This window comes from Phytohabitans rumicis, from assembly GCF_011764445.1.
Lineage (GTDB): Bacteria > Actinomycetota > Actinomycetes > Mycobacteriales > Micromonosporaceae > Phytohabitans > Phytohabitans rumicis.
Genome location: NZ_BLPG01000001.1, coordinates 6,853,126 through 6,870,344, shown reverse-complemented (window position 1 = coordinate 6,870,344; position 17,219 = coordinate 6,853,126). Strand labels below are relative to the sequence as shown.

Annotated in this window: 18 protein-coding genes and 2 pseudogenes; 11 read left to right on the top strand and 9 right to left on the bottom strand. The window is 72.8% G+C overall.

The features are described from left to right. The first annotated feature begins 195 nt into the window (after positions 1 to 195). The gene (locus Prum_RS49815; protein WP_218577764.1) at positions 196 to 810 is read left to right on the top strand and encodes a substrate-binding domain-containing protein; all 615 of its coding nucleotides are present in this window, start codon (positions 196 to 198) and stop codon (positions 808 to 810) included. On the opposite strand, the gene Prum_RS31250 is transcribed toward Prum_RS49815, so the two are convergent. Genes Prum_RS31250 through fabG form a run of 4 tightly spaced genes read right to left on the bottom strand, consistent with a single transcriptional unit; the run spans position 756 to position 4,013 of the window. Continuing rightward, entirely contained in the window at positions 756 to 1,496 is a 741-nt protein-coding gene (locus tag Prum_RS31250) for an HAD-IIA family hydrolase (RefSeq protein WP_173084354.1), read from the bottom strand. The two genes, Prum_RS49815 and Prum_RS31250, sit on opposite strands and share 55 nt — an antisense overlap. A gap of 41 nt (positions 1,497 to 1,537) precedes the next feature. After that, positions 1,538 to 2,515, bottom strand: a complete 978-nt coding sequence (locus Prum_RS31245) for a ferrochelatase (protein WP_173079728.1) — start codon at positions 2,513 to 2,515, stop codon at positions 1,538 to 1,540. A 3-nt stretch (positions 2,516 to 2,518) separates the two neighbouring features. Next, positions 2,519 to 3,289: an enoyl-ACP reductase FabI gene (gene fabI, locus Prum_RS31240; RefSeq protein WP_173079727.1), complete on the bottom strand. Its 771-nt coding sequence runs from the start codon at positions 3,287 to 3,289 to the stop codon at positions 2,519 to 2,521. A 19-nt stretch (positions 3,290 to 3,308) separates the two neighbouring features. Beyond that, positions 3,309 to 4,013 (bottom strand): 3-oxoacyl-ACP reductase FabG, encoded by a 705-nt coding sequence (gene fabG / locus Prum_RS31235; protein ID WP_173079726.1) that lies wholly within the window; start codon positions 4,011 to 4,013, stop codon positions 3,309 to 3,311. Between the two features lie 111 nt (positions 4,014 to 4,124). On the opposite strand from fabG, the gene Prum_RS31230 reads away from it, so the two are divergent. The 5 genes and pseudogenes from Prum_RS31230 (at position 4,125) to Prum_RS31210 (ending at position 9,138) form a co-directional block, all read left to right on the top strand. Then, complete coding sequence (locus Prum_RS31230) at positions 4,125 to 5,366, top strand: sensor histidine kinase (protein ID WP_218577408.1); 1,242 nt, start codon at positions 4,125 to 4,127, stop codon at positions 5,364 to 5,366. Further along, a pseudogene (locus Prum_RS31225) lies at positions 5,341 to 6,008 on the top strand (response regulator). Before Prum_RS31230 ends, Prum_RS31225 begins: the two are co-directional and overlap by 26 nt. A 72-nt stretch (positions 6,009 to 6,080) precedes the next feature. Beyond that, the gene (locus Prum_RS31220; RefSeq protein WP_173079725.1) at positions 6,081 to 6,800 is read left to right on the top strand and encodes an alpha/beta hydrolase; all 720 of its coding nucleotides are present in this window, start codon (positions 6,081 to 6,083) and stop codon (positions 6,798 to 6,800) included. After that, a complete protein-coding gene (locus Prum_RS31215; protein WP_173079724.1) occupies positions 6,797 to 7,936 on the top strand; it encodes an acyltransferase family protein in 1,140 nt (379 codons plus the stop codon). The genes Prum_RS31220 and Prum_RS31215 overlap by 4 nt, the downstream gene beginning before the upstream one ends. A 230-nt stretch (positions 7,937 to 8,166) precedes the next feature. Then, a complete protein-coding gene (locus Prum_RS31210; protein WP_173079723.1) occupies positions 8,167 to 9,138 on the top strand; it encodes a putative endonuclease domain-containing protein in 972 nt (323 codons plus the stop codon). 48 nt (positions 9,139 to 9,186) lie between these two features. Here the strand turns inward: Prum_RS31210 and Prum_RS31205 are convergent, their stop codons facing one another. The 3 genes from Prum_RS31205 to Prum_RS31195 are packed head-to-tail and all read right to left on the bottom strand — an operon-like array spanning position 9,187 to position 12,198. Next, complete coding sequence (locus Prum_RS31205; RefSeq protein ID WP_173079722.1) at positions 9,187 to 10,137, bottom strand: VWA domain-containing protein; 951 nt, start codon at positions 10,135 to 10,137, stop codon at positions 9,187 to 9,189. Then, positions 10,134 to 11,054: a DUF58 domain-containing protein gene (locus Prum_RS31200; RefSeq protein WP_173079721.1), complete on the bottom strand. Its 921-nt coding sequence runs from the start codon at positions 11,052 to 11,054 to the stop codon at positions 10,134 to 10,136. The genes Prum_RS31205 and Prum_RS31200 overlap by 4 nt, the downstream gene beginning before the upstream one ends. 40 nt (positions 11,055 to 11,094) lie before the next feature. Further along, positions 11,095 to 12,198: an AAA family ATPase gene (locus tag Prum_RS31195; protein WP_173079720.1), complete on the bottom strand. Its 1,104-nt coding sequence runs from the start codon at positions 12,196 to 12,198 to the stop codon at positions 11,095 to 11,097. Positions 12,199 to 12,504: 306 nt separating this feature from the next. On the opposite strand from Prum_RS31195, the gene Prum_RS31190 reads away from it, so the two are divergent. The 3 genes and pseudogenes from Prum_RS31190 to Prum_RS31180 all read left to right on the top strand — a co-directional run bounded on the left by Prum_RS31190 (position 12,505) and on the right by Prum_RS31180 (position 14,509). After that, positions 12,505 to 12,690 carry a hypothetical protein gene (locus tag Prum_RS31190; RefSeq protein WP_173079719.1) on the top strand — a complete coding sequence of 62 codons (186 nt, stop codon included), beginning with the start codon at positions 12,505 to 12,507 and terminating at the stop codon, positions 12,688 to 12,690. A 206-nt stretch (positions 12,691 to 12,896) separates the two neighbouring features. Further along, positions 12,897 to 13,187: pseudogene (locus Prum_RS55250) on the top strand (PH domain-containing protein); the annotation flags it as partial. After that, positions 13,184 to 14,509, top strand: a complete 1,326-nt coding sequence (locus Prum_RS31180) for a PH domain-containing protein (protein ID WP_173079718.1) — start codon at positions 13,184 to 13,186, stop codon at positions 14,507 to 14,509. The pseudogene Prum_RS55250 and the gene Prum_RS31180, both read left to right, overlap by 4 nt. Here the strand turns inward: Prum_RS31180 and Prum_RS31175 are convergent. Next, entirely contained in the window at positions 14,442 to 15,383 is a 942-nt protein-coding gene (locus Prum_RS31175) for a phosphatase PAP2 family protein (RefSeq protein ID WP_246278641.1), read from the bottom strand. The two genes, Prum_RS31180 and Prum_RS31175, sit on opposite strands and share 68 nt — an antisense overlap. Positions 15,384 to 15,570: 187 nt before the next feature. Between Prum_RS31175 and Prum_RS31170 the strand changes: the two genes are divergently transcribed. Further along, positions 15,571 to 15,981, top strand: coding sequence for a thioesterase family protein (locus Prum_RS31170; protein ID WP_173079716.1), 411 nt, complete (start codon positions 15,571 to 15,573; stop codon positions 15,979 to 15,981). Continuing rightward, complete coding sequence (locus Prum_RS31165) at positions 15,971 to 16,801, top strand: MBL fold metallo-hydrolase (protein WP_173079715.1); 831 nt, start codon at positions 15,971 to 15,973, stop codon at positions 16,799 to 16,801. Before Prum_RS31170 ends, Prum_RS31165 begins: the two co-directional genes overlap by 11 nt. On the opposite strand, the gene Prum_RS31160 is transcribed toward Prum_RS31165, so the two are convergent. Continuing rightward, on the bottom strand, positions 16,774 to 17,139 hold the full coding sequence (locus Prum_RS31160) for a DUF1801 domain-containing protein (protein ID WP_281369134.1): 366 nt from the start codon (positions 17,137 to 17,139) through the stop codon (positions 16,774 to 16,776). The two genes, Prum_RS31165 and Prum_RS31160, sit on opposite strands and share 28 nt — an antisense overlap. Positions 17,140 to 17,219 lie beyond the last annotated feature (80 nt).

The window sequence follows — 17,219 nt, the reverse complement described above, 5'->3', positions numbered from 1 at the left end:
CTACTACATGTCCTTTGTGTTCGGTGTGGTGGAACGGGCCGCCGACTACGACTACGACGTCACGCTGATCACGTCCGGGCAGCGCCGGGCCGCCACCCGGCACGCGCCCCGGGTCGACGGCCTCGTCCTCGGCGACCCGCTCGGCGGCGACCCGGTCGTCGAGCGGCTCATGACGGCCGGCCTGCCCACGGTCACCTGCGAGCGCTTTCCCGGCACCGCGCGGGCCGACGGCGTCGTACGCTCCGAGCACGCCACCGTGGTCGGCCAGATCCTCGAGCACCTGCGCGCCCGGGGGCGACCCGGCCGACCATCATCGCGGCCGGCGACGAGAGCGACTGGGGCGCCAGCGTGCAGCGCGGCTACCGCGCCTGGTGCGCCCGGTACGGCGTGCCGGCGGTCGCGCGTACCGTCGCGTTTGACGCCTCGGCGGACGAGTTGCGCGCGGCGGCGCGCGCGCTGCTCGCGGCGGCGCCGGAGGTGGACGCCATCGTCTGCGCGACCGCCGGCGCCGCCGCGGAGATCCTGCCCGTGCTGCGCGAAGCGGGCCGTACGGTGGGCGCCGACCTGCTGCTGGCGTCCTGCGTCGACACCCCGGCGATGCGCTCGGCGGACCCGCCGATCACCGCGATGGACCTACGCCCCCGGGAGGCCGGGGCGACCTGCGCCGACCTGCTCTTCGAGCTGCTGCGCGGCGACACGCCGACGGGCACCGAGCGGGTGCACCCGGTGGAGCTGCTGATCCGCGCGTCGAGCGCTCAGATCTCGTCGATCAGGTCGGCGACCGAGTCGACGATGCGGGACGGGCGGTAGGGGTAGCGCTCGGCCTCGGCGCGGGTGCTGATGCCGGTCAGCACCAGGATCGTCTCCAGGCCCGCCTCCAGCCCGCACAGCACGTCGGTGTCCATCCGGTCGCCGATCATGGCCGTGGTCTCGGAGTGCGCCTCGATGTTGTTCAACGCCGACCGCATCATCATCGGGTTGGGCTTGCCCACGAAGTACGGCTCGACGCCGGTCGCCTTGGAAATCATGGCGGCCACCGAGCCGGCGGCCGGCAGCGCGCCCTCGGTGGACGGGCCGGTCGGGTCGGGGTTGGTGCAGATGAACCGGGCCCCGTCGTTGATCAGCCGGACCGCCTTGGTGATGGCCTCGAAGCTGTACGTGCGGGTCTCCCCGAGCACCACGTAGTCCGGCGCGAAGTCGGTGAGGATGTAGCCGACCGCGTGCAGCGCCGTCGTCAGCCCGGCCTCCCCGATCGCGTACGCGGTGCCGCCCGGCCGCTGGTCCGCCAGGAACTGGGCGGTGGCCAGCGCCGCCGTCCAGATCGCGGGCTCGGGCACCTCGAAGCCCATCCGGCTCAGCCGCGCCTGCAGGTCCCGCGGCGTGTAGATGGAGTTGTTGGTGAGCACCAGGAACGGCTTGCCGGACGAACGCAGGCGGTTGACGAACTCGGGCGCGCCGGGCACCGGCTGGCCCTCGTGCACCAGCACGCCGTCCATGTCGGTGAGCCAGCTCTCGATGGGTTTGCGACGGTCAGTACTCACGAACGGGTCCCCTTACCGAGAGAACAGCACCCAGCCGAACACGGATCCGGGCGAGCCACACCGCTCACCCGTTCCGCCACAAGATCGCGGACCATCTGGACGAACCGCGGGTCGGTGCCGGGAGTGCCCGCGCGGGCGTAGTCCAACCCGAGCCGCTTCGCGGTGCCGGCGGCCTCGTTGTCCAGGTCCCAGATCACCTCCAGGTGGTCCGAGACGAACCCGATCGGGCTGACCACCACGCCGGTGACGCCCTTGTCGCGCAGCGCCTCCAGATGGTCGTTGACGTCCGGCTCCAGCCACGGCACGTGCGGCGGGCCGCTGCGGCTCTGCCAGACCAGGTCCCACGGCAGGTCCAGGCCGGACGCTTCTGACACCAGCGCCGCGGTCTGCAGCAGCTGCGCCTCGTACAGGCCGCCCTCCGGGCCCGCGCTGGCCGCCATGGAGGTGGGGATCGAGTGCGCCGTGAAGACCAGCCGGAGGTTTCCCCCGGCCGGGAGCTTGGCCGCCGCGGCCCGTACGGCGTCCGCGTGCGGCTCGACGAACCCGGGGTGGTCGTGGAAGTGCCGCAGCTTATCGATCATCGGCGCGCTGGGGCCGATCGCCGCCCGGGCGGCCGCGATGTCCTCCAGGTACTGCCGGCACGCCGAGTAGCCGCCGTACGCGCTGGTGACGAACGCCAGCGCGTGCCTGACGCCGTCGTCGCGCATCTGCGACACGGTGTCGGCCAGCAGCGGGTGCCAGTTCCGGTTGCCCCAGTAGACCGGCAGGTCGAAATCCCGGTCGATCGCCGCGATCAGCTCCCGGCACTGCTGGTTGATCGGCGACACCCCGCCGAAGTGCTGGTAGTGCTCGGCCACCGCGGCCAGCCGCTCCGGCGGGACGTTGCGGCCGCGGGTGACGTTCGCCAGGAACGGCAGCACGTCGTCCGGGTGCTCGGGCCCGCCGAAGGAAACCAGCAGCAGCGCGTCGTACACGGTTTACGCCGCTCCCACCGCGTGGAACCCGCCGTCCACGTGCACGATCTCGCCCGTGGTCGCCGGGAACCAGTCGGACAGCAGCGCCAGGCACGCCTTGGCCGCCGCCTGCTGGTCGCCGAGGTCCCAGCCCAGCGGCGCCCGCTTGACCCACTCGTCCTCGAACTGCTCGAAGCCCGGGATCGACTTCGCCGCCATGGTGCGCAGCGGGCCGGCCGAGACCAGGTTGCTGCGGATGCCCTGCTTGCCCAGGTGCATGGCCAGGTAGCGGGACGCCGACTCCAGGCCGGCCTTGGCCACGCCCATCCAGTCGTACACCGGCCAGGCGAACTGCGCGTCGAAGGTCAGGCCGACGATCGACCCACCCGGCCGCATCAGCGGCAGCGCGGCCATCGCCAGGGACTTGTACGAGTACGTCGAGACGTGCAGCGCGGTGGCCACGTCTTCCCAGGGTGCGCTCAGGAAGCCGCCGCCCAGGCAGCTCTGCGGCGCGAAGCCGATGGAGTGCACCACACCGTCGAGCCCGTCAACGTGCCCGCGCACCTTGTCGGCCAGGCCGTCGAGCTGCTCGGCGTTCGACACGTCGAGCTCGATCACGGGCGCCTGGTCGGGCAGCCGCTTGGCGATCCGCTCGACCAGCGACAGCCGGCCGAAGCCGGTGAGCACGACCCGGGCGCCCTGCTCCTGGGCGAGTTTCGCCACGGAGAACGCGATCGACTGGTCGGTGATGACGCCGGTGACGAGCAGCCGCTTGCCGGCGAGCAGTCCTGACACGTGCTGTTCTCCTCCTGAATCAGTGGCCCATTCCGAGACCGCCGTCGACCGGGATGACCGCACCGGAGACGTAGCCGGCGGAGTCGCCCGCCAGCCAGGTCACCACGCCGGCCACCTCGTCGGCCGTGGCGAACCGGCCGGCCGGGATGGCCTTGAGGTATTCGGTCTTCTTGTCGTCGGGCAGCACCGCGGTCATGTCCGTCTCGACGAAGCCGGGCGCGACCACGTTGGCGGTGATGTTACGGCTGCCGAGTTCGCGCGTGATGGACCGGGCGACGCCGACGAGGCCGGCCTTGCTGGCCGCGTAGTTGATCTGGCCGGGCCCGCCGTACAGCCCGACGACCGAGGAAATGAAGATCATCCGACCCCAGCGGGCCCGCAGCATCTTCGCGGTAGCCCGCTTGGCCACCCGGAACGCCCCGGTGAGGTTCGTGTCCAGCACCCGGGTGAACTGCTCCTCGGACATCCGCATCAGCAGCGTGTCGTCCGTGATGCCGGCGTTCGCGACCAGCACCTCGACCGGCCCCAGCTCGGCCTCCACCGCCGTGAACGCCGCGTCGACGGCCGCCGAGTCGGTGATGTCGCACTGGACCCCGAACAGGTCGGCGGGGGCGCCGCTGCCCCGGTGCGTGACCGCGACGCGGTCGCCCTGCTTGGCGAACGCCTGCGCGATCGCCAGACCGATCCCCCGGTTGCCCCCGGTCACCAGCACAGTCCGGGCCATCTCGGTCCCTCCAGTCCTCGTTCCGACGGCCCAGACACTACCGGGGTATGACGCCCGGGATCACACCGCAGCGGTACGACACCTGCGGTTACCCGCCGTAACCTGCTGCACGTGGGTACGTTCCTTCGCGGCGCCGGCCAAGCGTTCCGCCGCACGTTCTTCGGGCCGGACTATCCGCCGATCCAGCTGCGGCTGCGGTCGCCGCGGATCGCCGCCGTCGCGCCCGGCCTCGGGCTGCTCCTGCTGCTGGTGCTCGTCATCGTGACGGCCGAGTACCTGCGTGGCAGCCGGTATCTGCCCACCCCCAGCGCCTGGCTGCTGGCCCTGCTCAGCGTCGTTCCGCTCGCCGCCCTGCTGCCCCGCCCGCTGCTGGCCTGGCGGCTGCTGCTGGTCGGGGAGCTGTTCGGCACCTTCAACGTGGACTCCGGCGACGCCGTGCCCTGGAGCCCCGTCCAGGTCCTGGTCATGATCCTGGTGCTGCTCGTCGTGGCGGCACGGGTGGACCGGCCGGTGCTGGCCTGGATCGGCTTCTTCTCGTTCGTGCCGATCCTGATCTTCGTGCCGCAGCCCGACCAGGCCGGCGTGACACTGCTGTTCATGGTGGTGCTCGTGATCGGCACCCTGGTACGCCGCAACCTGGTCACCCGCCAGGCCCTCGCGGAGCAGTCCGAGGTCAGCGACCTGGAAAAGGCCCGCCGCACCGTGCTGGAGGAGCGCACCCGGATCGCCCGGGAGATGCACGACGTGGTCGCCCACCACATGTCGATGATCGCGGTGCAGGCGGAGACCGCGCCGTACCGCCTCGGCGACCTGTCCGAGCCGGTACGCGAGGAGTTCGCCACGATCGCCGGCGCGGCCCGGGAAGCGCTCACCGACATGCGCCGGCTGCTCGGCGTGCTGCGCAGCGAGGCCGCCGAGCCGCTCAAGGCGCCGCAGCCGGGCCTGGCCGACGTACCGGAGTTGGTGGCCGCCACCCTGCGCGCCGGGGTGCCCGCCGAGTTGGACGTCGCCGAGGGCGCGGAGCCACCCGAGGCGGTCGGGCTCGCCGCGTACCGGATCGTGCAGGAGGCCCTCGCGAACGCCAGCCGGCACGCGCCCGGCGCGGCCGTCCGGGTCGAGATCCGGCCCTGGACCAGCGACCTCAGCCTGCGGATCCACAACGGACCGGCGACGCAGCCGGCCGCCGACGCCGAGCCGGGCGAGGGCCACGGCCTGGCCGGTATGCGCGAACGCGTCGGCCTGCTCGGCGGCGAGCTGACCGCCGGACCGACCGCCGATGGGGGTTCGCGGTCGCGGCCCGGCTGCCGTACGACGACAATGAGACCCCATGATCCGAGTGTTGATCGCCGATGACCAGGCCATGGTGCGGCAGGGCTTCGGCGCGCTCCTGGCCGCCCAGCCGGACCTGGTGGTGGTCGGCGACGCGGCCAACGGCGCCGACGCGGTCACCGCGGCCCGGCGGTTGGACCCGGACGTCGTACTCATGGATGTGCGGATGCCGGTGCTGGACGGCCTGGAGGCGACCCGGCGCCTGGTGGGCGACCGGCCCCCGGGCAGCGAGCGCCCGCGGGTGCTCATCCTGACCACGTTCGACCTGGACGACTACGTGTACGAGGCGCTGCGGGCCGGCGCCAGCGGCTTCCTGCTCAAGGACGCGCCGGCCGCCGACCTGGTGCACGCGGTGCGCGTCGTCGCCGGCGGCGACGCGCTCCTCGCCCCGTCGATCACGCGGCGGCTGATCGCCGAGTTCGCGGCCCGGCCCAGCCGCTCGCGGCCCCGCCCCACGGTCCTGGGCGCCCTCACCCCCGGGAGACCGAGGTGCTCCGCCTGATCGCACGTGGACTGTCCAATGGGGAGATCGCGGCCGACCTGGTCGTCGCCGAGCAGACCGTGAAGACGCACGTGGGCCGGATCCTGGCCAAGCTCAACCTCCGCGACCGGGCCCAGGCGGTAGTCCTGGCGTACGAGTCCGGTCTGGTCGCCGCGGGCGAGTAGCACCCCGGTAGCACGCGAGGATCGGTCCGCGGCCAGACGCCGTACCGGCCACCGGCGGCGCACGCTTCGGGCATGCTTCGGTACGGCGTCATTGCGGTCACCCTTTGCGCGGCGCTCATCGCGCCCCCGCACGACCCGGCCGGCACCACGCCGGCCGCCACTCGCGTCGTCGGCGAACTGTCCACAGCGGACGAGATCGTGGTGCTGGTGCCCGGCGTGGGCACCAGTCCGCGCAACCTCGACCGCACCACCGGCGCGATGGCCCGCTCCCTGTACGCCGCCGCGGGCTCGACCCGGGTGGCGGTGGTGGCGTGGCTCGGGTACGAACCGCCGGAAGGGCTCGGCATCGCGGCGGCCCAGGACGGCCGGGCCCGGCAGGGCGCCGCGGCGCTCGACCGGTACGTCGACGCGCTCGTCGCGTTCCGCCCGAGGGCGGCGGTGACCCTCATCGGCCACAGCTACGGCGCGGTGGTCATCGGGTTCGCCGCGGCGGACCTCCCGCCCCAGGTGACCGACCTGGTGGCCCTGGGCGCGCCGGGGATGGGCGCCGACGACGTGGCCGGCCTGCACACGCGGGCCCGGGTCTGGGCGGCGCAGGCCCCGGACGACTGGATCCGCTGGGTACCGGGGATCCGTATCATCCACTTAGGACACGGCGTGCACCCGACGGACCCGTCGTTCGGCGCCCGCATCCTGCCGACCGGCGGCGTGGTGGGCCACGACGGCTACCTCTCCCCCGGCTCCGCCACGCTGACGGCGGTCGCCAGCCTGGTCGGAAACGACACGCGATGAGGGATCGAGCCATCGACGCGACCCGCGCCGTCGCTATCGCGGGTGTCGTGTTAGGACACTGGCTGGTGACCGGGCTGGTGCTGGCGCCAGGCGGCGACCTGTCCCAGGCGAGCCCGCTGGCCGCCATGCCCTGGCTCTCGCCGGCCACCTGGGTACTGCAGACCCTCGGACTGTTCTTCTTCGCCGGCGGGTACGCGGCCGCCCGGTCGCACACGTCAGCGCCGCGGCGGCTGGTCAAGCTCGTACCACCGGTCGCGGGCTTCTGCGCGCTGTGGGCCACCGTGCTCCTCGCCGCGACCGCGGCCGGCGTACCGGACGTCACGCTGCACACGGTGGGCAAGCTGGCCATCAGTCCACTGTGGTTCCTGCTGCCGTTCGCCGCCCTGATCGCGCTCACCGGCCCGCTGCGGTGGGCCGGCCTCGCCGCCGTACCGCCCGCGATCGCCGTGGTCGCCGTGGCGGACGCCGGCCTCGGCAGCCTCCCGCTCACGCTGGTGGCCGCCTGGCTGGTGCCGTACGCGCTCGGCGTCGCCCTCGCCACCGGGCGCCTCACCGCGCACCGCGCCGGTCCGGTGCTGGCCATCGGCGGTGCCGCGGCAATGGCCGTCCTCGTGCTGGTGCTGGACTATCCGGCGAGCGCGGTCGGCGTACCGGGCGCCGGGCGGTCGAACCTGTATCCCCCGTCACTGTTCACCCTGGCGCTCGCCACCGCCCAGATAGGACTGGCCCTGCTCGCCCGCCCCTGGCTGAGCCGCCGCCGCACGCCCCGGCTCGCGGGCCTGCTGAACCGCGCGGCCATGCCGGTCTACCTCTGGCACCAGAGCGCGCTCATCGTGGTGGTCACCGGATCCGCTTGGCTGGCAGGCGGAAGAGCCCTCCCCGGCCTGCACACCACGCCCGGCGACCTGGGTTGGGCCGCGGCGCGCGCGGCCTGGCTACCGGCCTTCGCCGTCGTGCTGGTGGCCCTGTGCCGGCTGGCCGGACAGCACACCTCGACCAATCGGCCAAGTGCGTCCCACGGGTCACTTGGGTGTAAGATGGCGGACGGTTCTGAGCCCGGACGACCTCTGGAGGTGATCGCTGTGCGAGATAGCGATCCCCCTAGTCATAGCCGGGCCGCGCGTCAGCTGAGCTGACTGGTCTCTCCCTTCCTTCGCAAGGTCTCGGCGTAATGCCGGGTGTGCCGTTGTGCCTGTCGCCATCGGAGAACCGCCATGAACCGTTTTGCTGCCCCGCTGGGCTTCACCCTCGCCGCCGCCTGGGTCATCGTCCTCTTCGTACTCGTGTGATCGTGGCGACCAATTGCCCCTGGAGGGCAACTAGTCACCACAGACGACTGTCAGACCCATCGATGACACTCGTCTCCATGGCATACCGCACAGTCGACGACATCCACCCGTTCCGCCCGGACCAGGCGGGCGATCTGGAATTCCTGCTCTTCCGCCAGGACGGAGTGATCAGCCGGCGCCAGGCCCTGCGCTACATGTCGGACAAGGCGATCCGGCACCGGCTGGCCAGCGGCCGTTGGCGGGTGGCGCATCTGGCCGTGTACGTGACGCACAACGGGCCGGTCACCGAGCATCAGCGCCGCTGGATCGCCGCTCTCGCCGTGGGCCGCGGCCGCGCCGCCCCACTCGCGGGGTTGTCCGCGCTGGCGGGTGGTGGACTGCGGGGCTTCCCGACCCGCCCGATCCACGTCCTCGTCGGCGCGCACCGCCGGGACACCGACCCGCCGCCCGGCGTGCTCGTGCACCGCACCCGGCGCATCCCTCTGGAAGACCGGCACCCCGCCGGCGATCCGCCGTGCACGATGCCGGCGCGGTCGATGCTGGACGCCGCCCAGTGGGCCCGCACCGACGAGGACGCCGTCGCGATCGTCGCCGCCTGCTTCCAGCAGCGCCTGGTCGGTCTCGTGGACGTCGAACCGGCGCTGGCGCGCATGCCCCGCCTGCACCGCCGGCAGGTGATCGTAGCCGCCGCGTCGGATGCGGCCGGCGGGGCCGAATCCATCTTTGAGGTCGACTTCGCCCGGTTGTGCCGCCGCGCCGGACTGCCCGAGCCGTCCCGACAGGTGGCGCGCACCGACCGCCACGGCCGCCGTAGATACCGCGACGTCTACTTCGACCAGTGGGGCGTGCACGTCGAGATCGACGGCGCCCAGCACATGGACGTCAAAGCCTGGTACGCCGACATGCGCCAGCACAACGAGATCGCCATCGCCGGCGAGCGGCTGCTGCGGTTTCCGGGCTGGGCGCTGCGCCACCGCCCCGACGAGGTGGTCGCCGACATGCGCGCCGCCCTGGTCGCCGCCGGCTGGCAGCCCGACCGTGGCGACTAATTACCCCTCCAGGGGCAATTAGTCGCCACAGACGAGAGCAACCCGAGATCAGGGGAGCCGGGACGTCCACAAGAGACTCATGCCGCCCGCCACCAAGGCGAACAGCAGCGCGAACCCGGCGTACCACTGGGTGACCTCCCGCGGCTCCACCCGGTGGCCGATCGAGCTGCCCATGTCCTCGTACACCTGCTTGAGCTCGCTGACCGACGCGGCCTCGTAGAAGAAGCCCTGCGTCGTCTCGGCCAGTTGGGCGAGCGCCAGCCGGTCGACCGGTACCGGCTGCAGCTGCCCGCCGATGTCGACCACGCCCGCGTCGGTGCCGAACGCGATCGTCGACACCGGCACGTTCGCCGCGGACGCGGACGAGGCCGCCTCCTCCACCGACCGGCCGGACGTGCGGTAGCCGTCGGACAGCAGCACGATCCGGGCCGGCGGTACGCCCTGCGCGCCGTCGGCGGGCACCGAGCGGATCGCCTCCAGGCAGGTGAAGACGGCCTCGCCGGTGGCGGTCGCCTCGGCCAGGGTGAGCCCGTCGATCGCCGCCGTGACCGCCGCGCGGTCCTTCGACGGCGGCACCAGCACGTTGGCCGACTTGGCGAACGAGACCAGCCCCAGGTTGTACGTGGCCGGCAACTCCTGCACGAACTGCTTGGCCGCCTCCTGCGCGGCCTCGATGCGGCTGGGCGCCACGTCGTCGGCCTCCATCGACAGCGACACGTCGATGGCGAGCATGACGGTGGCCCGTTCCAGCGGCTCCTCGCGGTCGACCGACGGGCGGGCCATGGCGGTCGCCAGCGCCAGCAGGCTGATCAGGAACGCGCCGGCTGCGAGGTGCCGCCGCCAGCCCAGACCGTTCGGGGCGAGGGTGCGCAGCAGGTCCAGGTTGGCGAACCGGACGGCGTACTGCCGGCGCCGGAACTGCCGCCACACGTACGCGCCGGCGATCGCGACCACCGGCAGCAGCGCCAGCAACCACCACGGTTGCAGAAAACGGATCATCGCGTCGTTCCTCGGGTGCGTGCGTGTCGCTGGGCGGCGACGAAGCGGACCATGTCCAGCAGCCAGTCTGAGTCGGTGCGCAGGCGCAGGTGTGCGGCGCCGGCACCGCGCAGCGCCTGGGCGATCGCCGCGCGCTGCACGCCGGCTGCCTCGGCGTACCGGCGGCGCAGCTTGGGGTCGGACGTCTGCACCTCGTGCAGCGCGCCGCTCTCCGGGTCGACCAGGGTCAGCACGCCGACGTCGGGCAGCTCCAGCTCACGCGGGTCGACCACCTCGATCGCGAGGACGTCGTGCCGCACGCCGAGCTTGCGCACGGGCCGCTCCCACTGCTCCGTCGGCGCCAGGAAGTCGGAGATCACCACGGCCACGCCCCGCCGGCGCGGCGGGCGGTTGAGCATGTCGACCAGGGCACCCAGATCGCTTCGGCCGGGCATCACCTGGGTACGCGCGATGGCGCGCACCAGGCCCTGCGCTTCCTTCTTGCCGGGGCGGGCGGGCAGCCGGCGCAGCATCGAACCGGTGCCGACCACGGCGCCGATCCGGTTGCCGCCCCGGACGGTCAGGTGGGCCAGCGCGGTGGTGGCGGCGACGACCAGGTCACGCTTGAGGTGCTGCGCGGTGCCGAAGTCGAGGCTGGCCGACAGGTCGACGGCCAGCCAGGTCTCCAGCTCGCGGTCGGCGACCGTCTGCCGTACGTGTGGCAGCGTGGTGCGCGCCGTGACCGGCCAGTCCATGCGGCGCACGTCGTCGCCGGGGCGGTACTCCCGCGACTCCCCCGCCTCGGTGCCCGGCCCGGGCAGCAGCCCAACGTAGTCCCCCTGCAACAGCCCGTCGAGCTTTCGCGTGACCAGCAGTTGCAGGCGGGACAGGACGGCGTCCGCGCGCGCCGTCGTCTGGGCGTCGAGCGGCGGGCTCACAGTTTTACCCCGTGAGCGGGATCAGCGGCGCGGCGGCGGCTCACGGCAGGGTGCCGGGCCAGGCGCCGGCCGGCTGCGGCGTGGGCGCGCCGGGAGGCGACAACGCCGGCGGGTTGGCGCTCTGCCGCGGCGCGACGGTGGGCAGCGGCACGGTGGCCATCACCCGCCCGATGATGTGGTCCGCCGGTACGTCGTCGGCGAGCGCGTCGTAGCTGAGCACCAGCCGGTGGCGCAGGATGTCCGGCGCGATGTCCAGTACGTCCTGCGGCAGCGCGTAGTCGCGGCCGCGCATCAGGGACAGCGCGCGGGTGGCCCGCACGATGCCGAGCGACGCGCGCGGGCTCGCGCCGTACTGGATGAGCTGGGCGATCTCGGGGATGCCGTGCTCGGCCGGGGCCCGGGTGGCCAGCACCAGCCGGACCGCGTAGTCGACCAGCGCGTTGTGCACGAACACCTTGTCGGCCTTGCGCTGCAGCCCGATCAGCTCGGTCGGGCTCAGGATGGCGGACGCCTCCGGCGGGTCGACGCCCATCCGGTAGACGATCTCCCGCTCCTCGGCGTCGGTCGGGTAGCCCACGAGGATCTTCATCAGGAACCGGTCGCGCTGGGCCTCCGGCAGCGGGTAGACGCCCTCCTGCTCGATCGGGTTCTGGGTAGCCATCACCAGGAACGGGTTGGGCACCTCGTGGGTCTCGCCGCCGATGGTGACCTGCTGCTCGGACATCACCTCCAGCAGGGCCGACTGCACCTTCGCCGGCGCCCGGTTGATCTCGTCGGCGAGCAGGAAGTTGGCGAACACCGGGCCCAGCTCCACGTCGAACTTCTCGCTCGACTGCCGGTAGATCCGGGTGCCGATGATGTCGGCGGGCACCAGGTCGGGCGTGAACTGGATCCGGGCGAACGAGCCGCCGACCACCTTGGCCAGCGTCTCCACGGCCAGGGTTTTGGCCACCCCGGGGACGCCCTCCAGCAGGCAGTGCCCCCGGGCCAGCAGCGCCACGAACATCCGCTCGACCATCCGGTCCTGACCCACGATCACCCGCTTGACCTCGAACAACGCTCGTTCGAGGAGGGTCGCGTCCGCGGCCGGAGTGGTCTCGGACAAGGGTGACTCAGGAGTTTCTGACGTGGTCGACGAGGCCACCTGTCCTCCACAGCGATACGGGCGTGATCGATCGGCTGGCGCGGCGCGCCGCACCAAGCCTTACACGCCCAGCTAACCAGCCGGGCGTGGAGCGCCGGAAATCTGGGCCGCGTCGACTGCCCGGCGCCCCCACGATGGCGGCGCGGACCTGGCCGCGGCCAGGTCGGCCGGGGAAACCGGCCAAACAGGCACGGTGTGAGGGTAGACATAAGGGGGTTTTCCGTGTGTACGATTTCAGCCGTCGCCGGGCGGCTTCCCCCGTGGCCGCCCGGCGCTCATGCCCTTCCGCACCCGTAGACTCCTGCCGTGAAGTGCTCCGCTCGCGGCTGCCAGCGCAGCGCCGTCTGGGCTCTGCGGTGGAACAATCCCAAGCTCCACACCCCGGACCGCCGCAAGACCTGGCTGGCCTGCGAGGAGCATCGCGAGCACCTGAGCGACTTCCTCTCCGCGCGCGGCTTCCTCCGCGAGGTAACACGTAGCCTGGACACGTGACAGCCCCCACGAGTGCGCTGGAGCCGTGGCCGGACACGGTCGACTGGCGCCCGGTCTCCCGCGACCTGATCTGGGTCGAGCTGATCCGCCTCGGAGCCATGGAAATCTTGCTGCTGGGCGGCGTGGTGGCGGTCTGGGCCGCGACCGCGAACAGGCTCCTCGGGCTGGGCGTCATCGCCGTCCTGGCGATCGGGATCTGGCGCGCCTTCGTGATCGTCCGGGCGGTCGCCGCCTGGGGGTACGCCGAACGCGACCACGACCTGCTCGTCCGGCACGGGCTGCTGGTACGGCGGCTGTCCATCGTGCCGTACGCGCGGATGCAGTTCGTCGACGTCACCGCCGGCCCGCTGGAGCGCCTCTTCGACCTGGCCACAGTCCAGTTGCACACCGCCGCGGCGGCGACCGACGCGAAGGTCCCCGGCCTTCCCCCGGCGGAGGCGGCGCGGCTGCGCGACCGCCTGACCGCCCTCGGCGAAGACCGCGCGGAGGGCTTGTGAGCGAGCCAGCGGCCGGGACCGCGCTGGCCGCCGAGCCACGGCAGCGGCTGCACCCGCTGACCCCGCTGCTCAAGGGCGCCCGCGCGCTCGTGGTGATCATCGCGGCGCTGTCCTGGCAGACGCTGGGCCAGGTGGGTCTGGGCTGGTTCGCCGCGATGGTGGTCGTCCTGCTCATCGGTCAGGTCATCCTGGCGGTGGTGAGCTGGTACTACACCGGCTACCAGGTGGTCGGGCGGGAACTGCGGGTCCACGAGGGCCTGCTGTGGCGGCGCACCCGAGCCATCCCGCTGGAACGGCTCCAGGCCGTCGAGGTGGTCCGGCCGCTGCTGGCCCAGCTCACCGGCCTCGCCGAGCTACGGCTCGAGGTCGTCGGCGGCAGCAAGCCGGAGGCCCCGCTGGCGTACCTGACGGTCGCCGGCGCCCGGTCGCTGCGCGAGCGGCTGCTGGTGCTGGCGGGGCGCGTGGCGGCGGAGGATCCGGACGCGGCGCAGGCCGCGCCGCCGGCACCACCGGCCCGGCACGTGCACGCGGTCGACAACAAGGACCTCCTGATCAGCCAGCTTCTGACGCCGCAGGCGTTCTTCATGCCGTTCGGCGTTGCGTTCATCGCCATCCAATTCGGGTACGAGGGCAGCCTGTCCTTCATCGGCATCGCGAGCACGGTGACGGCGATGGCCGGCGTACTGCTCCAGCCGCTGCGCCGCGTGCTCGGCGACTGGAACTTCCGGCTGGCCCGCGAAAACGGCGCCCTGCGGCTGCGCGGCGGCCTGCTGGAGACCCGCAGCCAGACCGTGCCGCTGGACCGGGTGCAGGCGATCGGGGCGACCTGGCCGCTGCTCTGGCGGCCCAAGGGGTGGCTGCGGCTGCGCCTGGACGTGGCCGGCTACGCCGCGGCCGGCGCGGACGACGGCAAGCGCTCCGACCGGCTGCTGCCGGTCGGCGACGAACCGGCCGCCCGGAAGATCCTCGCCGAGGTGCTGCCCGAGGTGGCACTGGACGGGCTGCCGCTGACCCGCCCGCCGCGCCGGGCCCGCTGGCTGCATCCGATGGAGTGGCCGATGCTGGGCGCCGCGCTGACCGACCAGGTCTTCGCCGCCCGCGCCGGCCGGGTGACCCGGCAACTGGTCCTCGTCCCGTACGCCCGGATCCAGAGCGTCCGGGTGGTGCAGGGCCCGCTGCAACGCCGGCTGCGGCTCGCCACCGTGCACGCCGACACGGCCGGTGGGCTGAGCGCCACCGCCGGCGACCGCGACGTCAACGAGGCGTGGATGCTGGCTGCGGAGCTGGCGGAGCGTTCTCGAGCCGCGCGGGCTCGGGCGTAGCCGCAGCCTTGTGCCGGGCCGCCCAATACCGCTCTCCCAGGCCCACCACCAGGAACGTCAGCCCCACGTACGCCCAGCCGACCAGCACGTCGATCACGTAGTGCTCGCCCGAGTAGACCAGCGTGAACGTCATCGCCAGCGGGTACGCCAGCAGCAGCGGCCACCAGCGCTTGCGCACCGAGTTGAGGAAGAACGCCACCACGAAGAGCGCGAACGCGGTGTGCAGCGACGGCATCGCGGCGACCGGGTTGGCGGCGACCTGGCCGACGTTGAGCATGTTGCCGGCGCCGTGCATGCCCACCGCCTTCCAGCCCCGGGTGGAGATGCGGGCGACGTCCTCCAGCAGGCCGTACCGGGCGGCCCACCAGGGCGGCGCCGCCGGGTAGAGGAAGTACGTGACCAGCCCGGCCATGGACAGGAACACCCACCGGCGCATGAACGCGGCCCAGCGCGGCCGGGCCCGCAGCCACAGGATCACCGCCACGGTGAGCGCCACCACGAAGTGGGAGAAGTACACCCAACTGGCCAGCACGTCGTACCAGTGGACCCGGTTCGGGTCGTACAGGTGCTGCTGGAGCCAGACCGTCGGCACCTGCCCGCCGGTGGCCCAGCCGAACATCCACCGGTCCGCCGCGACCAGCTCCAGCACGTGCGGCGTGGCGTCGTTGTCGGCGAAGCCCCGGGAGAGGTTGTAGCCGACCAGCACCAGCACGATCGGCAGCCAGTCGCGGGCGAAGCTCAGGTGGGAGCGCCACGGCTGGTCGATCCGCCACGCGATCGTCGCGGTCCACAGCCACCCGAAGGCGTACAGCGGGTCGGTGGGCAGGCCGATCAGAAGCCATCCGGCCACGAACGCCACGCCCCACACCGACATCGCGATCACCCGGGAGCGCGGGGCGGGCGCCGCCGGTGGCGGGGAGTCGGGAGGCGGCGCCGCGTCGTGCGCGGGCGAGATCGTCACGGCCATCGCCGTCCAGATTAACCGCGGGGGTACGCCGTCCGGCCGGACACCCGCCCCGATACGTGGTCTGTCCCTATCTGGAGCGCCTACGCTATGCGGCATGGAGCAGCAGCCGGATCCCGGCTTCGCGCCCGGGCTGACCGCCCGCGTGGAGTTGACCGTCACGGACTCCGACACCGCTCAGGCGCTCGGCTCCGGTGACGTGCCCGTGCTGGGTACGCCCAGGGTGCTGGCGCTGGCCGAGGCCGCCACCGTGGCCGCGACGGCGACCCGGATGACGCCCGGGATGACCACGGTCGGCATCCGGGTCGAGCTGGACCACCGGGCGCCCACCCCGGTCGGCCGTACCGTCGTCGCCGTGGCCCAGCTCGCCAAGGTCGACGGCCGGCGCCTGCTCTTCGAGGTCGTCGTGACGGACGGCGGCACCACGGTGGCCGAGGGGCGCGTCGAGCGCGTCCTGGTCGATCGGCACCGGTTCGTGGAGAAGGCTTTCGGTTCCCGTGACGGCTGAGTTCACCGAGGTCGGCGACGACGTCTTCGTGCTCCGGTACCCGGTCCTGGACGTCAACGTCACCCTGGTCCTGGGCGACGACGCCGCGCTGCTGGTCGACACGCTCGCCTCACCGGCGCAGGCCGCCGAGCTGACCGGCGCGATCCGGGCGATCACCGGCCTGCCGTGGCTCGTGGCCAACACCCACCACCACTTCGACCACACGTTCGGCAACGGCACGATGGCCGGCGAGCCCGCATGCCCGATCTGGGCCCACGAGGAGACCGCCGCGCTGCTGCGCGAGCGCCCCGAGGCGGTACGCCGGGAGGCGTACGCGGAGGCGCTGCGGCTCGCCCCGGAACTGGCCCCCGACCTGGTGACCGCGCCGATCGTGGCGCCCAACCACACCGTCCACCACGAGTCCACCCTGGACGTCGGCGGGCGCCCGGTCGTCCTGCGCTACCTCGGCCGCGGCCACACCGCCGGCGACCTGGTCGTACACGTGCCCGACGCCGACGTACTCGTGGCCGGAGACCTGGTGGAGGAGGGCGCGCCGCCGGCGTTCGACGACGCGTACCCGCTGGAATGGCCGCAGACGGTGGCCGCGCTGCTGCGCCTCACCACGCCCTCGACGGCGGTCGTGCCCGGACACGGCGCGGTCGTGGGGCACAACTTCGTCCGCGGGCAGCACGAAGAGCTGGCCGCGCTCGAATGGGTGATCCGCGACGGGCACGCCGACGGGGCGCTGGCCGAGGTGGTCGCGGCCAAGGCACCCTTCGGCCCGGACGCCGCCCTGGTCGCGGTGCGGCGCGGCTACGCGGAGCTGTCCGGCCGGGTCTGAGCCGCCTCCCGGATCAGCGCGGCGACGGTGTCCAGGTTGACGTCGGACAGCCGCTTGATGCGCACGCAGCTGCGCCCGATGTCGGCCTTGGGCAGCCGATCGCGGTAGGTCTCGGCCAGGTAGCGGTCGCCCACGGTGGCGCTGACGTACAGCGAGACGTACGCCTTGCGGCCGGCCAGCCCCACGACGAACCAGTCGCCCTCGCGCCCGCTGTCGTACCGGTAGTGGTAGCTGCCGTAGCCGAGCATGCCCGACTGCACGTACGGCGCCAGCTCGGGCGCCTCCCGCCGGATCAACTCGTGCAACAGCTGTACGTCGCCGCGGCGTGGCTCCGGCAGCGCGGCGATGTACTCCTCGGGGTCCTGACCTCGGCATCCATGGCGCTCGCCGACATTGTGTCAGACCCTGGTGCCACGAT